18 protein-coding genes are annotated in these 22476 nt (G+C 63.0%); 8 read left to right on the top strand and 10 right to left on the bottom strand.

Annotation, left to right across the window (positions count from 1 at the left end; all coding sequences use genetic code 11):
* Positions 1-38: 38 nt before the first annotated feature.
* Entirely contained in the window at positions 39-380 is a 342-nt protein-coding gene (locus tag MUU55_RS09710) for a hypothetical protein (RefSeq protein WP_244760567.1), read from the bottom strand.
* A 594-nt stretch (positions 381-974) separates the two neighbouring features.
* On the opposite strand from MUU55_RS09710, the gene MUU55_RS09705 reads away from it, so the two are divergent.
* The 4 genes from MUU55_RS09705 to rnd all read left to right on the top strand — a co-directional run bounded on the left by MUU55_RS09705 (position 975) and on the right by rnd (position 5705).
* Entirely contained in the window at positions 975-1541 is a 567-nt protein-coding gene (locus MUU55_RS09705) for a zinc ribbon domain-containing protein (protein WP_244760566.1), read from the top strand.
* 90 nt (positions 1542-1631) lie between these two features.
* Positions 1632-2873: an MFS transporter gene (locus MUU55_RS09700; RefSeq protein ID WP_244760565.1), complete on the top strand. Its 1242-nt coding sequence runs from the start codon at positions 1632-1634 to the stop codon at positions 2871-2873.
* Between the two features lie 84 nt (positions 2874-2957).
* A complete protein-coding gene (locus MUU55_RS09695) occupies positions 2958-4346 on the top strand; it encodes a multicopper oxidase family protein (protein WP_244760564.1) in 1389 nt (462 codons plus the stop codon).
* A 189-nt stretch (positions 4347-4535) separates the two neighbouring features.
* Positions 4536-5705, top strand: coding sequence for a ribonuclease D (rnd, locus tag MUU55_RS09690; RefSeq protein ID WP_244760907.1), 1170 nt, complete (start codon positions 4536-4538; stop codon positions 5703-5705).
* Positions 5706-5753: 48 nt separating this feature from the next.
* On the opposite strand, the gene MUU55_RS09685 is transcribed toward rnd, so the two are convergent.
* The gene (locus MUU55_RS09685) at positions 5754-6911 is read right to left on the bottom strand and encodes a calcium-binding protein (RefSeq protein ID WP_244760563.1); all 1158 of its coding nucleotides are present in this window, start codon (positions 6909-6911) and stop codon (positions 5754-5756) included.
* Positions 6912-7348: 437 nt separating this feature from the next.
* Between MUU55_RS09685 and MUU55_RS09680 the strand changes: the two genes are divergently transcribed.
* On the top strand, positions 7349-8707 hold the full coding sequence (locus tag MUU55_RS09680) for an esterase-like activity of phytase family protein (protein ID WP_244760562.1): 1359 nt from the start codon (positions 7349-7351) through the stop codon (positions 8705-8707).
* A 114-nt stretch (positions 8708-8821) separates the two neighbouring features.
* Here MUU55_RS09680 and MUU55_RS09675 read toward each other — a convergent pair whose 3' ends face one another.
* The 6 genes from MUU55_RS09675 to MUU55_RS09650 form a co-directional block, all read right to left on the bottom strand.
* Positions 8822-10342: a calcium-binding protein gene (locus MUU55_RS09675; RefSeq protein ID WP_244760561.1), complete on the bottom strand. Its 1521-nt coding sequence runs from the start codon at positions 10340-10342 to the stop codon at positions 8822-8824.
* 205 nt (positions 10343-10547) lie between these two features.
* Positions 10548-11141, bottom strand: a complete 594-nt coding sequence (locus MUU55_RS09670; protein WP_244760560.1) for a DUF922 domain-containing Zn-dependent protease — start codon at positions 11139-11141, stop codon at positions 10548-10550.
* A gap of 8 nt (positions 11142-11149) precedes the next feature.
* On the bottom strand, positions 11150-12670 hold the full coding sequence (ppx, locus tag MUU55_RS09665) for an exopolyphosphatase (protein ID WP_244760559.1): 1521 nt from the start codon (positions 12668-12670) through the stop codon (positions 11150-11152).
* Between the two features lie 11 nt (positions 12671-12681).
* Positions 12682-14895, bottom strand: a complete 2214-nt coding sequence (locus tag MUU55_RS09660; RefSeq protein ID WP_244760558.1) for an RNA degradosome polyphosphate kinase — start codon at positions 14893-14895, stop codon at positions 12682-12684.
* Between the two features lie 94 nt (positions 14896-14989).
* The gene (hdaA, locus tag MUU55_RS09655; protein ID WP_244760557.1) at positions 14990-15676 is read right to left on the bottom strand and encodes a DnaA regulatory inactivator HdaA; all 687 of its coding nucleotides are present in this window, start codon (positions 15674-15676) and stop codon (positions 14990-14992) included.
* A 22-nt stretch (positions 15677-15698) separates the two neighbouring features.
* Positions 15699-16820 carry an AI-2E family transporter gene (locus MUU55_RS09650; RefSeq protein ID WP_244760556.1) on the bottom strand — a complete coding sequence of 374 codons (1122 nt, stop codon included), beginning with the start codon at positions 16818-16820 and terminating at the stop codon, positions 15699-15701.
* 206 nt (positions 16821-17026) lie between these two features.
* Here MUU55_RS09650 and purM point away from each other — a divergent pair, with 206 nt between their 5' ends.
* Positions 17027-18100, top strand: a complete 1074-nt coding sequence (gene purM / locus MUU55_RS09645; RefSeq protein WP_244760555.1) for a phosphoribosylformylglycinamidine cyclo-ligase — start codon at positions 17027-17029, stop codon at positions 18098-18100.
* Entirely contained in the window at positions 18097-18726 is a 630-nt protein-coding gene (gene purN / locus MUU55_RS09640) for a phosphoribosylglycinamide formyltransferase (RefSeq protein ID WP_244760554.1), read from the top strand. Before purM ends, purN begins: the two co-directional genes overlap by 4 nt.
* Positions 18727-18729: 3 nt before the next feature.
* On the opposite strand, the gene MUU55_RS09635 is transcribed toward purN, so the two are convergent.
* Both MUU55_RS09635 and MUU55_RS09630 read right to left on the bottom strand, forming a co-directional pair.
* Positions 18730-19332 (bottom strand): NUDIX domain-containing protein, encoded by a 603-nt coding sequence (locus MUU55_RS09635; RefSeq protein ID WP_244760553.1) that lies wholly within the window; start codon positions 19330-19332, stop codon positions 18730-18732.
* Positions 19333-19354: 22 nt separating this feature from the next.
* Complete coding sequence (locus MUU55_RS09630) at positions 19355-21472, bottom strand: molybdopterin-containing oxidoreductase family protein (RefSeq protein WP_425314161.1); 2118 nt, start codon at positions 21470-21472, stop codon at positions 19355-19357.
* Positions 21473-21573: 101 nt separating this feature from the next.
* On the opposite strand from MUU55_RS09630, the gene MUU55_RS09625 reads away from it, so the two are divergent.
* Entirely contained in the window at positions 21574-22434 is an 861-nt protein-coding gene (locus MUU55_RS09625; protein WP_244760551.1) for a 23S rRNA (adenine(2030)-N(6))-methyltransferase RlmJ, read from the top strand.
* Positions 22435-22476 lie beyond the last annotated feature (42 nt).

The raw sequence follows: 22476 nt of genomic DNA, 5'->3' as shown, positions 1-22476 counted from the left end.
AAGACGGCGAGCCGCCGATCTTGCCCCCGCGCCTCCAGCTATTGCTTGCCGTGCGCGCGCCGCAGACGCGCCGGATGCAGTTCGTAACAGGGATGTTTATCGAGAAACGCCAGCAGGATGCGGGATTGCTCGACGAAAACGCTGGCGAGTTCGGCATCGATGCCGACGATACAGGGCGGGAGGTGCGAAAATTCGCGCGCCGCGCCCGAAGGCACCACTCCGCGCCCGTTTTCGACCAGCGAGCCGCAACAGCCGTTGCGCCGGCAGGCTCGCCGGCGGCATGCCGTCAGTTCACTGAGGATCGTCGCGGCCTGCCGCATCGCACGTTCGGCAAGTCCGTCCCGCGGGGGTTGGGCATGGCTGGGTGGCATGACATCCATACGCGTTCTCCTTTCGCCAGCGCGCAAAGCCACGCAATGCTCCGGGCATCCGTGGGTTGGCCTCTTTCTGTCCCGACGGATCGGGTTCGGACGGGGCGCCACAAGGTGCCTCGGATGAATTGTGTATATGACGCCTTCCGGCGCCCCGTTCGGTGTCTTGTCGCGGCAACTGCGGTTTCTCTACGCGAACCGGCGCCTTTTCCAGGGCCACTGCACACCGGCCTAAGCCGGGCAATGCGAAAGGTCCGACGCAGGCGGCATTCGCGCCGCCGCATCCGGCCATCGCCGGTCATGTCCTCTGTGCCGCACAGGCACACCACGGGGTATCACGACAGGTGAGCCCGTGAGGGAAACCATTTTCTGCCGCGCCCCGAAACCCCGGCGTGCGTAACCGCCGGAACCCCAGGGCACCGATCCCGCCTCGCCGGCAACGCGCTCCGGTGTATCCGCGGCAGGATTTGAGGATTGTAGGCATGGGTTTGGAGGGCGGGGAAAATGTGGCTAGAAATCTGCCGCACACATTAAGAATTCGCTCTCCGCTGAGCACTTATAGAGCACGCTCTTCTTCCGAAACATCCCCGTAGGCGAACCTTGATGACCGATACAAACGCCACCGCCGCCTTCCACTGCCCCGAGTGCAAATCTCCTATCAATGCAGGAGCAAAGCGCTGCGGAAGTTGCGGCACGGAATTGAACACGCGCATGCGGTATTTCCTTCGTGCTTCACAATTCATTGCCGCCGCCCTCGTCTTCGTTTCCCTCTGGCAATATGCAACGAGCACGACGGACACCGTTAAAACCAGCGTCTCATTCAAAATCGCTGCTGCCGGCTGCTGGCCCGAGGGCATCGCCGTCTCGGTCGTGAACGCCGAAAAAGATCGGGTTCTCGAGTGGCGCGAAATGCGGCTCGTATCCGTGAATGAAATCGAGGTCGATGAACCGATGCTTTTTCAACCCGGACAGCCTCGCCACCTCGGCCCGCTCTCGACTACCAACCTGATATTTGCCCGCCAGGAAAGCGATACGCGAACGGTTGGCCAAACATGCGTAGGCGGCTGCGCGATGACGGTCTCGCTTACCGCGCAGGACGTGGATGGGAGCAAAGCGACCACGGCCACCACCGAATGTACCTGGACACCGGAAAAGCCGCCGCTGGACTGACATCACAAACGATGATGCCAAGGCGCGCGGAGTCCCAAAACTTTCCCAATTCCCTCTCCCATTCGCCAAATCCTCCGCCATAGTGGCCACATGTCCACGATTCGCCCCCTGATTCCCCTTCTCCTCACCGCAGGCATTCTCATCGGCGGCAACGGCCTTCAGGGCACGTTCATTGCGCTGCGCGCTTCGCAGGAGGGGTTTTCGACGTCGGTCATCGGCTTCGTCGGAGCGGGCTACAGCATCGGCTTTGCCATCGGCTGCATCTATGTGACACGCGTGCTGCGGGCGATCGGGCATATCAGGACGTTCTCTGCCATGGCGGCCATCGCCTCGGCATCGGCGATTGCCATGGTGCTGCTCATCGATCCGCTGATGTGGTTCGTCATGCGCATCGTCGCCGGCATCTGTTTTGCCAGCCTCTTCGCCACCGTCGAAAGCTGGCTCAACGCCTCCGTGACCAATGCCAACCGGGCGCGCACGCTCTCGGTCTACCGCCTCGTCGATCTCGGCTCGGTGACGGCCGCGCAATATCTCATTCCCGGCATCGGCATTGGCGGCTTCGAACTCTTCGCCATCGTCGCCATGGCGCTGTCGCTGTCTCTGGTGCCGATCTCGCTTGCCGACCGCTCCAGCCCGACTGTTCCCGAAGCGATCCGCTTCGATGTGAAGAAGCTCTGGAACATCTCGCCGCTCGCCACGGTCGGCTGCATCGTCGTCGGGCTGACCAACGCCGCCTTCCGCAATCTGGGGCCGATCTATGCGCATGACATCGGGCTTTCGGTAACGGCCATCGCGAACTTCATGAGTGCCGGCATCGTCGGCGGCGTGGTGTTGCAATACCCGCTCGGCATCTATTCCGACCGGCTCGACCGGCGCCTGATCATCCTCGTCGCAACGCTCGGCTCGGCCTGTGCTGCGCTCTATCTCGCCTTCTTCGCGGGAGGCGACGAGTGGCGCAACCTCGTCGGCATCTTCATCTTCGGCGCTTTCGCCATGCCGCTCTATTCGCTGTGTTCCGCGCATGCCAACGACCATGCCGGCGAAGGCGAACACGCGCTGGTTTCGGCCGGCATGCTGTTCTTCTGGTCCTGCGGCGCGATCATCGGCCCGCTCTTCGCCTCTGTGCTCTTGCAGTTCTTCGGACCGCAGGCGCTCTTTCTCTATACTGCCGTCATCCTCGTCACCTTCATGGCCTATACGGGACTGCGCATGAGCGCCCGGCCGGCCGTGCCGACGGGCGAACGGCGCAGCCGCTTCCGCAACCTTCTGCGCACCTCCTTCTTCTTCAACAAGCTTGCCGCCTCCGACAAGGACCGCAACGGCCACCCGTGAGCCTGCGGCAATCTGGTCCTGTCGCGCTCATTGCTGAGTTTGACCCTCAGGTTTAGAAGCGGGTGACGCACCGGAGGATTTGCCATGCTGACACGCCGCACACTGATGAAGGGCGCCCTCGTCGCCGGAGCCTATGCCGGCGGCGTCAGTCTCGCGGGACGCTTCGGCGGCTTCTCGGCGAAGGCCGAGGCCAAGACGACGCTCGTGGCGCGGAACTCCGAGGCGCTGATTACCGACAAAGGCCCCACCAGGGGCATCATGACCTATGGCGACGGCGAAATACCGCCGGTGCTGCGCATGCAGCGCGGAAAACCCTTTGCGCTCAGGCTCGACAACAGGCTCGACGAACCCACCACCATCCACTGGCATGGCCTGCGCATCGACAACCGGATGGACGGCGTGCCCTTTCTGACGCAGCCCTATGTCTATGGCGGCGACGGGTTCAACTATGGCTTCACGCCGCCCGATGCCGGCACCTTCTGGTATCACCCCCATTGCAACACGCTGGAGCAGATCGGCCGCGGCCTCACCGGCCTCATCGTGGTGGAGGATCCCGCCGACCCCGTCTTCGACGCGGAGATCGTGCTGAACCTGCGTGACTGGCGGCTCGGCGGCGACGGGCAGTTCATTGCCCAGTTCAAGCCGCGCGATGCCGCCCGCGCCGGCACATTCGGCACCGTGCGCACCGCCAATTGGCGACGGTCGCCGCAATATGATGCGCCCGCCGGCGGACTGGTGCGCCTGCGTCTTGCCGCCACCGACGTCACCCGCATCCTTGCGCTGAACCTCGACGGAGCGGAGGCACAGGTGATCGCTTTCGACGGCAACCCGGCTGCCGAACGTTTTGCGCTCGATCACCTGATGATCGGCCCCGGCCAGCGGCTCGACCTCGTTCTGCGCATGCCGGACACGGAAGGCGGCGTCGCTGCGCTCATGGACCTGCGCGGCACCAAGCCAGCGACGCTTGCCACCTTCCGCGCCGTCGGCAGCTCGCTGAAGCGCGATATCGGCGACCTGCCGGCGCTGGCCGCAAATCCGCTCTCCGAGCCCGACCTGTCCGCCGCCACGCAACTGCCCTTCATCCTCAGCGCTTCCGCCGAGGAACGGCCGAAGGACGGCATCTGCGGATCGCTCGGCTACAATTTCTGGGCCATCAACAAGGTGCCGTGGGCCGACGATACCGGCGACCCGACCGCGCCGCTCGCCGAGATGAAGGCGGGCCGGACCTATATCTTCAATGTCGAGAACCCGACGCCGCAGGTCCACCCGCTGCACCTGCACGGCCTCGCCTTCCGGCCGATGAATTCGAACAAGCAGACGATCCGCCCGCATTTTTCCGATACCTATCTCATTCTGCCGGACGAGAAGGTGCAGCTGGCGCTGGTCGCCGACAATCCGGGCGACTGGGTGTTCCATTGCCACATCATCGAACACCAGAAGACGGGCATGACGAGCTATGTGCGCGTAACCTGACCCCCCATCCTCCGTCATGGTCGGGCTTGCCCCGACCATCCATGCCGCAGAAACCGATGGATCCTCGGGGCGAGCCCGAGGATGACGCCGTGGGGAAGCGAGGCAAGTTTTCGATTGTGGCAAAACCGCGGACCGTCTAAAGCTGCCCGATCAAAAAATCGAGAAAGTCCGCCCGAGACCATCATGCAGATCATCGAGACCACCGCAGCCCTTCGCGACGCCTGTGAGACGCTCGCACGTTCCGAGTATCTGACCATCGACACGGAGTTCCTGCGGGAAACGACCTTCTGGCCGGAACTTTGCCTGATCCAGCTCGCCGGCCCGGAGATCGAGGTCATCGTCGATCCGCTCGCCAAGGGTCTCGATCTCGCGCCCTTCTTCGAATTGATGGCGAATTCCGCCGTGCTCAAGGTGTTTCACGCCGCGCGGCAGGACATCGAAATCATCTTCAACCGTGGCAATCTCATTCCGCATCCGATCTTCGACACGCAGGTCGCGGCCATGGTCTGCGGCTTCGGCGACAGCGTCTCCTACGACCAGCTCGTACAGAAGATCAAGGGCGAACATATCGACAAGTCCTCGCGCTTCACCGACTGGAGCCGCCGCCCGCTTACCGACAAGCAGCTCGAATATGCGCTGGCCGACGTGACGCATCTGCGCGACGTCTACCTGGCGCTGAAGGAAAAACTCGAGGAGGCCGGCCGCTCGCTGTGGCTGACCGAGGAAATGGCGGTTCTGGAATCGCGCGATACCTACGACCTGCATCCCGACGATGCCTGGAAGCGGCTCAAGATGCGCGTCAAGAAGCCGATCGAACTCGCCGTGCTTCAGAAGGTCGCCGCCTGGCGTGAACGTGAGGCGCGCAGCCGCAACGTGCCGCGCTCGCGCATCCTGAAGGACGACACGATCTACGAAATCGCCCAGCAGCAGCCCGCCGACGCAGAGGCGCTTGCGCGCCTGCGCACCATTCCCAAGGGATGGGAACGCTCGCAATCCGGCGCCGCGCTGCTCGAGGCCATCGCCGAGGCGCTGGCAATCCCGAAGACCGACCTGCCGCGCCTGCCGCGCCAGACCCACGTTCCGGAAGGGGCCGCATCGGCCAGCGAAATGCTGAAGGTGCTGCTGAAGATCGTTTCCGAAAAGGAAGGCGTCGCCGCCAAGATCATCGCCAATTCCGACGATCTCGAAAAGATCGCCATCGAAGGCGAGGCTGCCGAGGTTGCCGCGCTCCACGGCTGGCGCCGCGACCTCTTCGGCGAAACCGCCCTCAACCTCATCGGCGGCAAGGTGGCGCTGCGCTTCGTCGACAAGAAGATCGAGGCGGTGGAAATCCCAGCGGCGTCCGACTTGCCACACTGAAGACGCAAAAGGGCGGCCACGGGCCGCCCTTGCTCTTTGCGGGTTCGCTCAGAGGATGAAATCGCCGGCCTTGAGGGTAAAGCTGCCGTCGATGGTAAGGGTGAAATCCGCCTTGCCGTCGCCGTTGACGTCACCCTGCACAAGGGTGTCGCCGGATTTCACCAGATAACGCAACTCGCCCGCCGTGTCGCTGAACCCCGCCTTGGCAATGAACTTGAAGGCCTGGTTCCCGTTCGCGGCGCTGTTTGCATCGATATCCGAGAAATCGATCCGGTCCTTTTCGCCCTGATCGAAATCGGTAACATGATCGCCCTTGATGGCCGCCCGCGATCCGAAGACGAAGATATCGGCACCGCCGCCGCCACTCAGAAGGTTCGCGTCGTCATTGGCCGTGATGACGTCCCTTCCCTTGCCGCCGATCGCGTTCTCGAAATTCCGGATGGTGAAGATACCGTCGGAAGTCTCCACATCGGAGCGCCCGTTCAGGTCGATCCGCAGACGCCCGGAGAAGGCGGAAAAATTGACTGTGTCGGAATCCTCGGCCCCCGGCAGGTCGTCCGATATGCCCTCGCCGCCGTCGACGATGACATTCTTGACCGGGTCGGCAAGCGCCTTGAACTTGATCGTGTCGGCGTCACGCCCCAGCTGGATGTAATCGGCCCCACCGACGCCCAGCGAGACCGTGTCGTTGCCGCGTCCCATATCGACCGTGTTGATGAGACCGTTGGCGGTGATCAGCCTGTCGTCGCCCCGGCCGAGCAGCGCCGTGCCGACTTCACCGGCACCGGTCAGCGTCAACGTATCGTCGCCCCGGCCAAGGGTCACGGCATTGGCATAGAAGCCGACCTTGACCGTTTCGGAACCTCGGTAGCCATTGATCACGCCGACCTCGGCATTGACCAGCGTGAGCTTGTTCGTGCCCCTGCTGTCGAAGGAAATGAAGTCGATATAGACGCGATTGTCGTCGGTCGTGCCCGTCGTCTTGTCGACGATCGTGGAGTCGGTCTTGCCGCTGAACTTCAGCAGGTAGGTTCCCCAGCTGTTGCCGCCCAGCGTGAAATCCACCTCGCGGATCGGCCCGTTGTCGTCGGCCCATACATCGACCATGGTGATCCAGCGATCGTTCCAGCGATAGACATCGTCACCCACCCTGAAGCTGTTCTTGCCGTTGAGGGTGGCACTGACATCCGTTGTGATGCTGCTCATCTGCGTTCTCTCCCGTTCCCCTGTTCATGGTGCCCGAAGGCGATGCCGTTTTCCGGATGCCGGCGCCGCGACGATGCGGCAAACTCGTCCGCAGGCGCGACCCGTCCAGTCCGGTTCGTTGCGCAAACCGGCCGCCGGCAACAGAAACCTCCCCGTGGAGAACCGCGCCGGGACGCCACCTGTCACGGACTTTACCACGCCGTCGCGGAATTCAAGCAAGAATTGAACAAGCCGCAGCTGAAAAATCAAGGGTGAATTAACCATTGCGGCGACCTCGCAATCGCGGCGCGGATTTTGCCCGCCAGCCGGGGTCTCATCAGGCGGCAGGGCTTCCGCGGACTGCTTGCCGCCGTCACGAAAGCGACAAGCAACTGTCAAGCAGCGGTCATGCAGCACGCTTATCTAGCGGCGTCGCTTTGCGAACCATGAGGACTGTTATGACCAAACATCTTTTCACCACCGCTGCTCTTTCGCTTCTGATGACGACCGTCGCCTTCGCCGCGGAGAAGGAATTTCCGGCCACGCTGAAGGCCCATGCGATCCTTCCGGCCAACACGATCATCGCAGCCCCCGCCGACGCTGCCGGCTACCTCAAGACCTCGGGCAAGTTTTCCACCGCCGACCGCAAGCGCGTCGACGCGCTCGGCACCGTCATGGGCAAGGACGGCGTGCGCGAGACCGGCCTTTCGCTGCCTTTCGATGGTCAGCCCATGCAGGGCTTCTCCGGCATCAAGGCCATGGAGGACGGCTCGTTCTGGACGCTGTCCGATAACGGCTTCGGCAACAAGCTCAACTCCACCGACGCCATGCTGATGATCCACAATGTGCGCTTCGACTGGGACAAGGGCACGATGGAGCCCGTCAAGACCGTGTTCCTTTCCGACCCGGACAAGAAGGCGCCCTTCCCGATCGTCATGGAAGGAGCCGAGAAGCGCTACCTCACCGGCGGTGACTTCGACATCGAATCCATCCAGCCGGTCGCCGACGGTTTCTGGATCGGCGAGGAGTTCGGTCCCTATATCCTGAAATTCGACCTGGAGGGCAAGCTGACCGACGTGATCGCCACCGAGGTCGACGGCAAGCCGGTGACTTCGCCCGACAATGCAACGCTCGCCGTGCAGGCTGATCCCTCGAAGAAGATGCCGGCCTTCAACCTCAAGCGCTCCGGCGGCTACGAGGGCCTTGCGCTTTCGAAGGACGGCGCAAAACTCTACGGCCTGCTGGAAGGTCCGATCTGGGTCGACAGCGAGAGCGTCGAGCAGGCGGACGGTCGCCCGGCGCTGCGCATCATCGAACTCGACGTCGCCTCGAAGGCTTGGACGGGCCGCAGCTGGCTCTATCCGCTCGCTGAAGGCGGCGAAGCGATCGGCGATTTTAACATGCTGGACGCCACCACGGCGCTGGTGATCGAGCGCGACAACGGCGTGGGCACCGCCGACAAGGCCTGCGCCGATCCGAAGGACCCGAAACCGGATTGCTTCGCCACCGCCTCCAAGGTCAAGCGCATCTACAAGATCGCCATGACCGACGAGACCGTCGGCAAGGCCGTGCGCAAGATCGGCTACATCGATCTGCTCAAGATCGCCGACCCCGACAACAAGAAGCGCCAGGGTGGCGGCGACGGCTTCTACGACATGCCGTTCCTCACGATCGAGAACGTCGACCGCGTGGACGAGACCCGCATCATCGTCGGCAACGACAACAACCTGCCCTTCTCCGCCGGCCGCGCGCTGGACAAGGCCGACGACAACGAATTCGTGCTTCTCGATGTCGCCGACTTCCTGAAGGCGGAATAAGCAAGAGCCGGCGGCCTCTTCGGACGCCGCCGGCTCCTCCGCTGGACATGGTCCAGGGTTTTATTTTACCGCACGATCCGACGCCGAAGCGAACTCGCTTTGGCTGGAAATGCCCTAGAGAATGAAATCCCCCAGCCTGAGCGTCACGCTCGCATCGATGAGAATGGCGAAATCCGCCTTGCCATCGCCGTTTGCATCGCCCTGGATGAGGGTATCCCCACCGGTCTTTTCGTAGCGCAGTTCGCCGGCCTTCTTGTGGAAGTCGGCCGTCTTGATGAACTTGAATTCCTGGTTGCCCGAGACCTTTGTATTGGCATCGATGACCGAGAGGTCGATCCGGTCCTTTTCGGACGGCTTGAAATCGTAGATCGTATCGCGCCGGCTCGCGGCCGTCGTTGAATGCGACAGCGAGCGGAAAACGAACGTATCCGCGCCCGCTCCACCATAAAGTCTGTCGGCGCCTGCACCGCCGAGCAACACATCGTTGCCCGCATCGCCTTTCAACACGTCATTGCCGCTGTCGCCCACCAGCGTGTCCTTGCCGGCGCCGCCATAGAGTTTATCCGAGCCTGCGCCACCGTAGAGCTTGTCGTTGCCGGCGGCCCCTTTCAACGTATCGTTTCCGCCCAGGCCGGCGATGCGATCATGGTACTTGCCGCCGTTGATGACATCCCGGGCCGCGATCGAGCCGATCGTGTAGAGCGTCTTCGGCGTCACCGCGAATTCCGACAGGTAGCCGCCGACATTGAGAACGCCCCCCTCTTCGGTGTCAAAGTCGAAAAGGGTTGCGGTTTTCAGCGAAAGCTCGCTGGAGAATGGCGCCGCGCCTATCGCCATCACCGCATCGTACATGGCAAAGGAAGCATGGCCCCAATCATAGTTGTCGACGATAAAGCTCTTCTTGCCGCCGTCCTCAAAATGAAAGGCCCAGTTCACCGAGTTGGGCAGATGGGTTTCGGTTCGGTCGAAGGAAAAGAACTCCCTCAAAAAGCTTCCGGCCGGAAGCTTGTCGAGGTGGCGGTCCTCGGCGAAGACGGTTTCGGCAAAATTCTTGATAGTCTTCAGACCGGGGTCGTTCTTTTCGTAGAGCCGGGCATAGGCATTGTACGCGCCGAAGAACCAATCGTTGTAAGCCCCGAGATTGACGAGCTTGGCGGAAGAGCTGGAGATGTATTCTCCTCCGAGCGCGACGAAGGTGAGATCCGATTTCGAGAATTCCGTATTGGCCCGGTCCGCCATCTGGTTGACGGCCAAGCCGCCGAGGCTGAAACCGGTGACGAGAACATCGCCGCCCTTGGCGAGCTTTCCGACCGCCGCATAGATCTTCGCGTAGTCGTCGGCATACTTCGTGTCGAACTTCGGCGGGTTGCCCAGATAGTGGCCGAAAACGGCGGGAACGCCGTCGAATTCCAGCGCGGAAAAATTCAGGATGAAATTCTTCGGGTTCTGCTGATCGCGATAGATTTCCAGCCCGGCATCCGCATAGACGCTGTTGGCGAAGAAGGTTTTCGATCCACCACTCAGGCCGAGGTCCTTGGCCGTCACCTGCTCCCAGCCCGGCATCGGCCCGAACTGAACATGCAGAGCCGTCATCACCTGATCCTGATCGACCTTGCTACCGAGAAATTTTGCCATTTCAGCCCCTCCCCAAGACGTCCGTCCTGGCCCTTAGAAGAATGAAGTATCGATCTCGAGCTTGAGGCCGGCATCACCGAGAGACAATGCTTTGATCGTGGCCATGCTGCTCCCCCACACAAAACCGTTTCGCATCTACCCAGAATTGAAAAAGCATTCGCGCAGAAAAAGCAAGCCGGTATTACCATGGCTGACGGGAGATATATTAGCGCGGATCGACCAGCTGCAAGATCAACTGATGGACATTGCCGCCGTCGCTCAGTTCGACCTTGTCGAAATCACGGCTGCGCGCACGCTGGGCATCAGAAAGTTCGCCAAGGCGGGCCTGAAGCTGCGGACGGATCTTTTTGCAGTTCGGGTCGTTCTCGACCGTCATGCCGACGCTCATCGCCTCGATCTGCTTGACCATGTCCTTGATGAAGTCGCCGTGGATCTTCTCGTGCGCGGTCACGCCCGCGATGAAGGTGTCCCAGCGGCCTTTCAGCGGCTCGGAGAGCTTCGATTTCAGCTTGGGCAAGGTGTAGGTGATGACGAGCTTCGGCTTGTTGACCGTGATGACGCAGGCATCGCCCTGGCGCTCGTATTTGCGCGTCCAGGTCAGCTTGAAGCCGGTATGGGCGATGACGCGGGCAACGCCGAGTTGCGGACCGCGTTCCCCTATCGACCGGTAGATTTCGAGGCCCGTGGTTCCCTGTACCGTATAGGGTTCCACGCGCTCGGTTGCCTGCCACTCCTGTGCGGCGGCATGGCCGGCGAGGAGAAGGCCGGCTGCGAAGATCGGTCCGAACGGGATTCGCATGGCCATCCTTACAGGAACGTGAAGGCAAGCCGCTTGCCGGTCAGCTTCGCAAGCTGCTGCAGGCGGCCATCGAGGCGTTCGCCGGCAAGCTCGGAATAATCCGAGGGCACGACGAGTTCGAGATCGATATCCGGATTGCCAGACCTGCGGAACGCCAGATGCGGCACGACGCCGGGCATGGACGCCGAGAAAAGATAGACGATGCGCAGTAGGCCGCCGACAAGCTTGGCGAGCTCGCGCAGGCGCGGTGTTGCGATGCCGGCCAGCGAACTGCTCACCGCATCGTCGTTCAGGCCTTCGAAACGGTAGTAGTTGGCAAGCGCGATGAAGGCGCGGCCGGGATGGGTGATGCCGATGAAGGTGCCGTGCGCGATGAGATTCAAAGCCTGAAGGCCACGGTAATCCGGGTGCGCGCGCCAGCTGATATCGGCCAAAAGGCAGGCGGCCTCGCGGTAGCGGTGTTCCTCCGCCGTTTCGGCGATGCCGAAAAGCGGCATCATGCGGCCCGTCCAGGCGGCGAGTTCGCGGGCATGCTCGGGCGAGCGGGCGCGCAGGATGGCGAGTTCGCCGGCGGCGGCAAGCAGCGGGTCGCGCGTCTTCTCGCGGTCGGCGAGCAGCGAATAGAGATAACCCTCGCGCACGCCCTGCGCGGAAAAGAAGACCCGCGAGGGCTTCATGATGGCGATCGTCTCCTGCATGGCGACCGCGCCGAATGGCAGAAGGTTGCGGCGGCTCTTGGAGATCGCGCCGTAGGCCTGATCCTTCTGGTCCTTGGCGGTGACGATGTCCGTCAGGAAGTCCATGGCGTCGGAAAAGCCGAGTTCGTAGCCCTGGATCATATGCAGGGGATAGTTCTGGATCTCCATATGCAGCGTGCCGATGGCGCGCCAGGTACCACCGACGGCATAGAAGGCACGGCCGGCACCCTTCTTCAAGAGATCGGCGTGGCGCAGATACTTGCGCGCGACGATGCGGGCTTGGGCCGCCGAACCACCCGAGGCTTCCGACAACCGGATGCCGCCGAGCGGCAGCGTGATGCCGCGGCCGATCATGCCGCCAGCGACATCAATCAGTTCCAGAGAGCCGCCGCCGAGGTCGCCTACGATGCCGTCGGTATCATGAAAACCGCTGACGATACCGAGCGCGGAGAAATAGGCCTCCTCCTCGCCGGTCAGCACGCGCACCTTCTGGCCGAGGATCATCTCGGCCTGATGAATGAAATCAGGGCCGTTTTCCGCCTCGCGCGCAGCGGCGGTCGCCAGCGCATACATGGTGGAGGCGCGGGCCTGCCTGGAGAGGGCCTTGAAACGGTGCAGCGCATTCAGCGCGCGTTCGACGCTCGCCTGGTCCATGCGTCCGGTCTTCGCAAGGCCCTTGCCGAGGCCGCACATGACCTTCTCGTTGAACAGCATGGCCGGCGAACGGCTCATGCCCTCGTAGATGACGAGGCGAATCGAGTTGGAACCGATATCCACGACCGACACCGGGGCAATTCCAGGCAAACGCCCCTGCGCTTCAGATTCAACCATGCGGTTCCAGTTTATTTCCTGCGGCGGCCTTGCCAGCCCGCGATCGCCTTCGGTGCGCTGGACTTCAGGGCTTCACCCCGGCCCGACAGGCTGGGATTGGTCATGAAGTAGTGCTGAGCGTTGAACGGCTCGGCACCGGGCTGCACTTCCATGCGCCGTGACGTTCCGTCCGCAAGGATCTCGTAGCTCTGCTGGTTATCGATGAGATTGCCCAACATGATCTGCGAGAGAACCTGCTCATGCACCGTCCGGTTGATCAGAGGCACGAGTGTCTCGACCCGCCGGTCCAGGTTTCGCGGCATCATGTCCGCGGAGCCTATATAGACCAGCGCCTTGTCGGAGGGAAGCCCGTGGCCATTGCCGAAACAGAAGATACGGGAGTGTTCAAGGAAGCGACCAACGATCGATTTGACGCGGATATTGTCCGACAGCCCCGGCACTTGCGGGCGAAGGCAGCAGATGCCGCGCACCACGAGATCGACATCCACGCCCGCCTGGCTCGCACGATAAAGCGCGTCGATCGTTTCCGGATCCACAAGAGAATTCATCTTCATCCAGATCGCCGCCGGCGCACCGTTCTTCGCATGCGCGATCTCCTCCTCGATATGACGCAGGATGCGCGGGCGCAGCGTATAGGGCGAGAAGGCGAGCTTCATGCCTGCCTCGGGCTCGCCGTAGCCGGTGATGAAGTTGAAGATATTCGCCATGTCGTTGGCGATGGTCGGGTTGCAGGTGAAGAAGGACAGGTCCGTGTAGATCTTCGCCGTGACCGGGTGATAGTTGCCGGTGCCGAGGTGGCAATAGGTGCGAAGCTTGCCCTCTTCCCGCCGCACCACCATCGACATCTTGGCATGCGTCTTGAGCTCGATGAAGCCGAAGACGACCTGTACGCCGGCACGCTCGAGGTCGCGTGCCCAGCGGATATTGGCCTCCTCGTCGAAGCGCGCCTTCAGTTCGACCAGCGCCGTTACCGACTTGCCGGCTTCGGCCGCGTCGATCAGCGCGCGCACGATCGGGCTGTCGTTCGAGGTACGGTAGAGGGTCTGCTTTATCGCCAGAACGTCAGGATCGCGCGCAGCCTGGAGAAGGAACTGGACCACCACGTCGAAGCTTTCGTAGGGGTGGTGGACGACCATGTCCTTTTCGCGGATGGCGGCGAGGCAGTCGCCGGCGTGCTCGCGGACGCGTTCGGGAAATCGCGCATTGTAGGGCTCGAACCGAAGATCGTTGCGCGGCGCCTTGGTGATTTCCGAGAGCGTATTGAGCGCGAGAAGGCCCGGCAGAACGGCGACGCGGTTATCCGGCACGCCGAGCTCGCCGACCACAAAGCGGCGCAGCGATTCCGGCATTTCGGAATCGGTCTCGATACGGATCACCGAACCGCGGCGGCGGCGCTTCAGCGCCGTCTCGAAGAAGCGCACGAGATCTTCGGCCTCTTCCTCCACTTCGATATCGCTGTCCCGGATGATGCGGAACGTGCCCGAGCCGCGCACGATATAGCCGGGGAAAAGTTTGCCGATGAAAAGGCCGACAGCGTCCTCAAGCGTGATGTAGCGGATCGCGCCCTTGGCATCCGGCAGGCGGATGAAGCGGTCGAGCGCAACGGGCAGACGCAGCAGCGCCGTCATCGGCTCCTTGCCCATCGTGCTCTCAAGCTGCAGGCCGATGGAGAAGCCGAGGTTGGGGATGAACGGGAACGGATGCGCCGGATCGATGGAGAGCGGGGTCAGCACCGGGAAGATCGACTGGGTGAATTCCTGCTGCAGCCAGACCTTGTCGTCGCTCGAAAGCGCCGTGGGGCGGACGATCAGGATGTCTTCCTTGGCGAGATACTGTTGGAGCACGGCAAGCGAGGCCTGCTGCTCCATCTGGAGATTGTCGATCTCCTTCAGAATGTCGTCGAGCTGTTCGGCCGAGGTCTTGCCGTCGGGGCTGCGGATCGCGATACCCTGGCGCACCTGGCCTTCGAGGCCGGCGACACGCACCATGAAGAACTCATCGAGGTTCGCCGCCGAGATCGACAGAAACCGCACGCGCTCCAGCAGCGGATGGGCGGTGTTCAGCGTCTCCTCGAGGACGCGACGGTTGAATTGCAGCCAGGAGAATTCGCGGTTGATGAAGCGTTCGGGGCTTGTCATCAGCGCTTCGACATCGATCCCCGGTGCCTGCCCCTGCGCGCCCTCGGCGGGATTTTCTTGAGAAAGGTCCGGGTTCGCCGTGTCCATGAAAAATCCGCCCTGCCTGCCGTCACAATTGACGGAAACGATTTCTACTTTTTTCCGAAGCGCTTAGCGCAGTTTGACGACAGAACTGTGACAGTCAATCCTCGCCGCCGACCATTTCGCCCAGCACCTCCTGCGCGAGCGTGCGGGTGATGCGGCTGCCGCGGGCGAGCGCCAGACGGTCGAGCCGCTCCACCAGCGTCTGCGCCGCCTCCAGCGAGCGCTCCATGCGCGCCACCATATAGGCGACCAGCCTGTCGTCGACGAAGAGCTGGCGGTCGGCGAAGAGTTTAACGATGACCTGTGACAGCAATTCGTCGTCGGGTTCGCCGATCTCCACGACGGTGGCTGCCTTGAGGCGCGAGCGCAGATCCGGCAGATCGACTGGCCAGGACATCGGCCAGAGCCTGGAAGTGATGAGCAGCGTATGGCCGTGCTGGCGCACATTGTTGATGATGTGGAACAGGGTGCGGTCGTCGAAGCCGTGGCGATCGGCATCCTCGATCAGGACGGGGCCGTGTTCGGCCGCTTCCTCCGCGCCCGTGCCGGCCTTTGCCTCTATCAATGCCGCGCCGGCCTTTTCGCGCCAGATGGCGGCGAGATGCGACTTTCCGGAGCCTACGGGACCGGCAATGATGACGACGGGTGCCGGCCAGTGCGGCCAGGCGTCAATCATCGCGACCGCCGCATCGACGGGTTCGGCGATGAGGAGGTCGTCGCGACCGGTTGCCGGGTCGTGTTCGAAGGCGAGCGGCAGCTGCTCGGCTGTCTTGCGCGAAGTCATGGCTTTACTCGGATACTCTCACTCATTCGCCGTCCGGCGTGCTCTCTTCCAGGAGAACGGGCTTGCTCGCCCCATAATAGAGATCGCTGTCAAGGTAGCGCGACAGGCCGAAACGGACAAGCACGCCCACCGCCGCCGCTGCCGGCACGGCAATCATCAGGCCGACGAAGCCGAACAGCGCGCCGAAGGCGACCAGCGCGAACATCAGCCAGACCGGATGCAACCCGACGCGCGAGCCGACGAGCTTCGGCTGGAGAATGTTGCCCTCGATGAACTGGCCGAGGAAGAAGATGGCGGCGACGAGCACGACCATCCAGTAATCCGGCCAGAACTGCACGATGGCCACGCCGATGGCAAGCACCAGCCCGACCAGGGAGCCGACATAGGGAATGAAGCTGATGAGACCGGCGAAAAGGCCGATCAGCAGGCCGAAATTGAGGCCCGCGAAGGAAAGGCCGACACCGTAGAACAGACCAAGGATGATGCAGATGGAGCCCTGCCCGCGCACGAAGCCGGCGATCGCCGCGTCCATCTCGGTGGCGATCTGGCGGACATTGCCGACATAGTCACGCGGCACCCAGCTGTCGACCTTGGCGATCATGCGGTCCCAGTCGAGCAGCAGGTAGAAGGCGACGACCGGCGTGATGACGAACAGCGAGACGATGTTGACCAGCGCCATGCCGGAATTCCACAGCTGCTTGAACACCGTGCCGAGGAAACCGGCGCCCTCCGCGAGGATGGAGGAGAAACTCTGCTTGATCGTGCCCATCTGGCTGCTGATCCATGTCGGCAGCAGATTGGGATTGAAATTGGCTACAAGCTCCTGGAGCTGGGTGACGTAGCCCGGCAGCTTTTCCAGGAATTCCGCGGCCTGCGTTGCCAGCAGGGGAATGATGATCATCAGCGACAGGGCAAACAGGATGACGAAGGTCACGAGGATGACCACCGTCGCCATCATGCGGCTGAGACCGATGCGCTCCAGCCGGTCTGCGACCGGATCGAGGAAATAGGCCAGCGCCATGCCGGCGATGAACGGCAGGAGAATGTCGCTGAAGACGAGGAGGAACAGCACGAAGAAGACGAAGGCGATGAGCCAGAAGATCACCTGCCGCTTCAATCCCGCGCCGCTGATATGGGCTGCCATCGTGCTCTTCCTCGTTTTTCCAATCGTCGCCGCTACGGGATGGAGATAGGATGTGTCGCGGATTGCGGTCAAGGCTCGGCGGGCGAATGGGCCCCCGTGCCGGGTAAATCGGTGAAAAAAGCCCTGACTTCCCGGCATTCGTCTTGCACTTGCCGCCCCATCATGCCAATCGGGCGCGAACAGCGCGCAAGTCCGGAGACGAGAGCATGAGCCAGTCGGGAAAGAACGGTCTGACCTATAGCGATGCAGGCGTCGATATCGACGCGGGCAACCTGATGGTCGAGAAGATCAAGCCGGCCGTGCGCTCGACGCGCCGCCCCGGTGCGGATGGCGAGATCGGCGGCTTCGGCGGCCTTTTCGACCTGAAGGCCGCAGGCTTCAAGGATCCGGTGCTCGTCGCGGCCAACGACGGCGTCGGCACCAAACTGAAGATCGCCATCGATGCCGACCGTCATGACACCGTCGGCATCGATCTCGTTGCCATGTGCGTCAACGACCTCGTGGTGCAGGGCGCCGAGCCGCTCTTCTTCCTCGACTATTTCGCCACCGGCAAGCTCGACCCGGATCAGGGTGCGGCCATCGTGCAGGGCATCGCCGAAGGCTGCCGCCAGGCCGGCTGCGCGCTGATCGGCGGCGAGACCGCCGAAATGCCCGGCATGTATTCGCATGGCGACTATGACCTCGCGGGCTTTGCCGTCGGCGCCGCCGAGCGCGGACAGTTGCTGCCGGCGGGCGACATCGCCGAAGGCGACGTCATCCTCGGCCTCGCCTCCTCGGGCGTGCATTCGAATGGCTATTCGCTGGTGCGCAAGATCGTCACGCTCTCGGGCCTCGCCTGGGACGCACCGGCGCCGTTCGACGCTTCCAAGACGCTGGGTGAAGCCCTGCTGACGCCGACGAAGATCTATGTGAAGCAGCTCCTGAAGGCGATCCGCGAGACGGGGTCCATCAAGGCGCTGGCGCACATCACCGGCGGCGGCTTCCCGGAAAACATTCCGCGCGTGCTGCCCAAGCACCTCGCCGCCGAAATCGATCTCGACGCCGTCAAGGCGCCGGCCGTGTTCTCCTGGCTTGCCAAGACCGGCGGCGTGGAGGCCAAGGAAATGCTGCGCACCTTCAATTGCGGCGTCGGCATGATCGCCGTCGTGCCGGCCGAGAAAGCCGACGAGGTCGCCGCCGTGCTGACCGGCGAAGGCGAGAGCGTCTTCCGTCTCGGCCGCATGGTCGCGCGTGAAGAGGGTGCCGCCGGCACGATCTACAAGGGCACGCTCGCTCTATGACGAGCCAGACCCGCAAGCGCGTCGTCGCCTTCATCTCCGGCGGCGGCTCCAACATGCTGGCTCTGGCGAAGGCGGCCGCGGCACCGGATTTCCCGGCCGAAATCGTCGCGGTCTTCTCCGACAAGGCCGATGCCGGCGGGCTCGCCAAGGCCGAGGCCTTGGGCATCCCGACCCGCAGCTTCCTGCGCAAGGATTTTGCCAGCAAAGATGCGCATGAGGCGGAAATCCTCGCAGCACTTGCGGACTATCGCCCGGACCTTCTCTGCCTTGCGGGCTACATGCGCCTCCTCAGTGCGGATTTCATCCGCCCCTATGAGGGCCGCATCCTCAACATCCACCCGTCCCTGCTGCCGCTGTTTCCGGGACTGCACACGCATCAGCGCGCCATCAATGCGGGCATGCGCGTCTCCGGCTGCACGGTGCATCTCGTCAATGCCGGCATGGACGAAGGCCCGATCCTCGCGCAGGCCGTGGTACCGATCCTCGACGGCGACACGGCCGACAGCCTCGCGGCGCGCGTCCTCGTGCAGGAGCATGCGCTCTATCGACGTGTCCTCGCCGGCTTTGCCGCCGGCACCCTGCCCGGCGGCACCGATCCGGCGCAGAGCGTGCTTTCGCTCGGCTGATTCCTATGCCGGAGCGAATTCCGCCCGGTTCAGCATCAGCCATTGCAGCAACATGATGGTTTTCGCATCGACGATGACTCCCGTGGCGATCAGGCCGTAGGCTTCGTCGATCGGCATCTCGACGACCTCGATATCCTCTCCCTCGTCCTCGACGCCGCCGCCCTTGCCGTCGCGTTTCGAGGCATCGACATGGGCGGCAAAGCAGCAGACGCGCTCGGTGAGCGTGCCGGCGCTGGAATACATGTCGAAGAGATGGCGGATGTCGCGCACCGCATAGCCCGTCTCCTCCATGGCCTCGCGGCTTGCAGCCTCCTCGGGACCATCGTCGTCGAGCAGGCCGGCCGGCGTTTCGAGCAGGAAGCCGTCGGAATGACCGCCGAAGAAGGCGCCGGGACGGAACTGGCGCACGAAGACCACCGACTGCCTGACGGGATCGACGAGCAGCACGGTGGCGGCGGCACCGTGATCGTGCACCTCCCGGTCGAGAAATTCGACACGGCCATCGGCGCGGGTCTGCTCCAGCACGAGCGTCTGGAGGTGGATGAAGCGCTTCCAGACCGTCTGCTGATCGACGATGCGGATGGCGGACGAAGCATTGGCCGTCATGAAAAATCCCTGGTTTGAAATATCAGGCCGTCTTGCGCAGCCAGACCCGGTTATCGTGGAAGGCGGCGCCGCCATAGGGCGCGACGGGATCTGCGCCGGTCAGCACATTGATGCCCTCGCCATCGAGATGCGCGGAGTTCGGCCAGATGCCCTCGGCGATCAGCACGCCGGGCTTCACGCCGTCGGTGACCTTGGCGTGCAGGCGGATATCGCCCCTGACATTGCCGAGCTGCACGACATCGCCATCGGCAATCCCCTGCGCTGCGGCATCCTCGGGATGGATCATCACCTCCGGCCGGCCCTCCCGCTCGCGCGAGCCCTTGGTCTCGGTGAAGCTGGAATTGAGAAAGGTGCGGGCCGGCGAGGTGCCGAGGCGGAAAGGATGCACCTCGTCCGCCTCCTCGATGACCGTCACATAGTCCGGGAAAACCGGCAGGTCCTCATGCGGACCGAAGGCGCCGAGCACCTTTGGCGGTTTGTTGGGGGCCGGCGTGTTCGTCCAGTCGGGACGGAAGCGGAATTTGCCGTCCGGGAAGCCAAACCCCTTGCCGAAATGCGCAGCCTCGAAATCCGGCTGGCAATCGATCCACTTCTCTTCCTTCAGGCCGTCGAAATCCATGTCGTAATAGGGCAGCATCTTCGTGATGTGCTCCTGTTCCGACAGGCCGAAACCCGGCATATCCGACACGCCGAGGCGCTTGGCCAGCTCCTCGATGACGAAGAGATTGGTGCGCACCGTCGCGGGCGGCTCGACGAGTTTCGGGCCGAGAATGATGTGCTGGTGGCCGCCGCCGCGATAGATGTCGTCATGCTCGACGAACATGGTGGCGGGCAGCACGATATCGGCGAGTTTGGCCGTGTCGGTCATGAACTGCTCGTGCACCGCCACGAAGAGATCGTCGCGCAGAAAGCCCTGTTTGACGAGGCGCTGCTCGGGGGCGACGTTCACCGGATTGGTGTTCTGGATCAGCATGGCGGTAACGGGACCGCGGTCCCGCAGGGCAACGGCATCGCCCGTCAGGATGCGGCCGATCTGCGACTGGTCGAGCGTGCGGATGTCGGGATCGACGAATTTCATGCCCATCAGCTCCGCCTTGCGCAGGTGGAAGATGGCGGAATTGCTGTGGAAGGCGCCGCCGCCCTCATGCTGCCAGGAGCCGAGCACCGTGGCGATACAGAGAGCGGCATGCATGGACACTGCGCCGTTGCGGCTGCGGGTAAAGCCGTAGCCGAGGCGGAGGTAGCTTTTTTTCGTCCGCCCGACGAGGGCCGCGAAGGCCTCGATCTCGTCGACCGTCAGGCCGGTGATCGCCGCCGCCCATTCCGGCGTGCGGGTGGCGAGATGGGCTTCGAGGCCCACCGGATCGTCGGCGAACTTTTCCATATAGGCGCGGTCGGCATGACCATCGCGGAAGGCGACGTGCATGACGGCGCAGGCGAGCGCGGCATCCGTGCCGGGGCGCAGCTTCAGCGCGATATCCGCCTGTTTCATCGTCGGGTTATCGTAGATGTCGATGACGACGATCTTGGCGCCGCGTTCCTTGCGGGCCTTGATCGCGTGGGTCATGACGTTGACCTGGGTGGAGACCGCATTGGTGCCCCAGATGACGACGCAATCGGACTTCGCCATCTCGCGCGGATCGGGACCGCGGAGCGTGCCTGCGCCCATGGTGAAGCCGGTCCAGGCGGGATTGGTGCAGATACTGTCGAAGAAGCCGGAATAGCGCTTGGCATGGCGCAGGCGCTCGATGGAATCGCGCTGCACGAGCCCCATCGTGCCGGCATAGTAGTAAGGCCAGACGGCCTCCACACCATGGGCCTGCTCGGCCTTGACGAAATTCTCCGCGATGGCGTCGAGGGCTGCGTCCCAGGAAATGTCGGCCCATTCGCCGCTGCCCTTGGCGCCCTTGCGCACCATCGGCTTCATCAGGCGATCGGGATGATAGAGCCGCTCGGCGTAGCGTGCGACCTTGGCGCAGATGACGCCGGCCGTATAACTGTTGTCGGCGCTGCCCTTGACGCGCCCCATGCGGCCATCCGCGCCGATCTCGATATCGAGCGCGCAGGTGGAGGGACAGTCGTGCGGACAGGCAGAATGGCCGATCCGCGGTTTTCCGAGATGGGGGGTCGCAACGTTCATGGCTTTTCTATATTGCAGAGCGGAAAGCCCCAAAAGGCAAATCATTCTACCATCGCAACAATTCATCGTCGCATCAGAGCGTTTGATCGCGCGGGGACCGCATGAACTATCGCCATATCTACCATGCCGGCAATTTCGCCGACGTCCTGAAGCACGCCGTGCTCGCCCGTCTCGTCGTCTACATGCAGGCCAAGGACAAGGCCTTTCGCGTGCTCGATACGCATGCCGGCATCGGGCTCTACGACCTTTCCAGCGAAGAAGCGCAGAAAACGGGCGAATGGCTGGATGGCATCGGGCGATTGCTGGCCGAAGACCTCCCGCCCGCCGTGGCCGCCGTTCTTGAACCGTATCTCAAGGTCATTCACGAACTGAATCCGGAAGGCGGGCTAACCCATTATCCCGGCTCGCCAAAACTCGCCCGCATGCTGTTCCGCCCGCAGGACCGGCTCTCGGCGATGGAGCTGCATCCTGATGATTACGAGACGCTGCACCGGCTCTTCGACAACGACTTCCAGAGCCGCATCACCCATCTCGACGGCTGGTTGTCGCTCGGCGCGCATCTGCCGCCGAAGGAGAAGCGCGGCATCGTGCTGGTCGATCCGCCCTTCGAGATCGAGGGCGAATACGAACGGCTGGTGGACGGGCTGGAAAAGGCTGTGCGCCGCTTCCCCGGCGGGGTCTATTGTCTGTGGTATCCGCTCAAGAAGAATGCCCCCATCGCCGAATTCCACAAGGCGCTGAAAGAGACCGGCATTCCGAAAATGCTGTGTACCGAACTGACGGTGAAAAGCGATCGCGGGACGACCGGGCTGACCGGCTCCGGCCTCATCGTCGTCAACCCGCCCTATACGCTGAAGCCGGAACTCGACGTGCTGCTTCCCTTCCTTAAGGAGCGGCTGGCGCAGGACCGCTTCGCTTCTGCGCGGTCCTTCTGGCTCGCTGGCGAGACGAAGGCCTCTTGACCTTTGCCGTTCGGCGGCAACAATCGCGCGCCGAACCGGGAG

This window comes from Shinella curvata (assembly GCF_022899935.1).
GTDB lineage: Bacteria > Pseudomonadota > Alphaproteobacteria > Rhizobiales > Rhizobiaceae > Shinella > Shinella curvata.
This window is presented reverse-complemented; position numbering and strand designations above follow the sequence as displayed.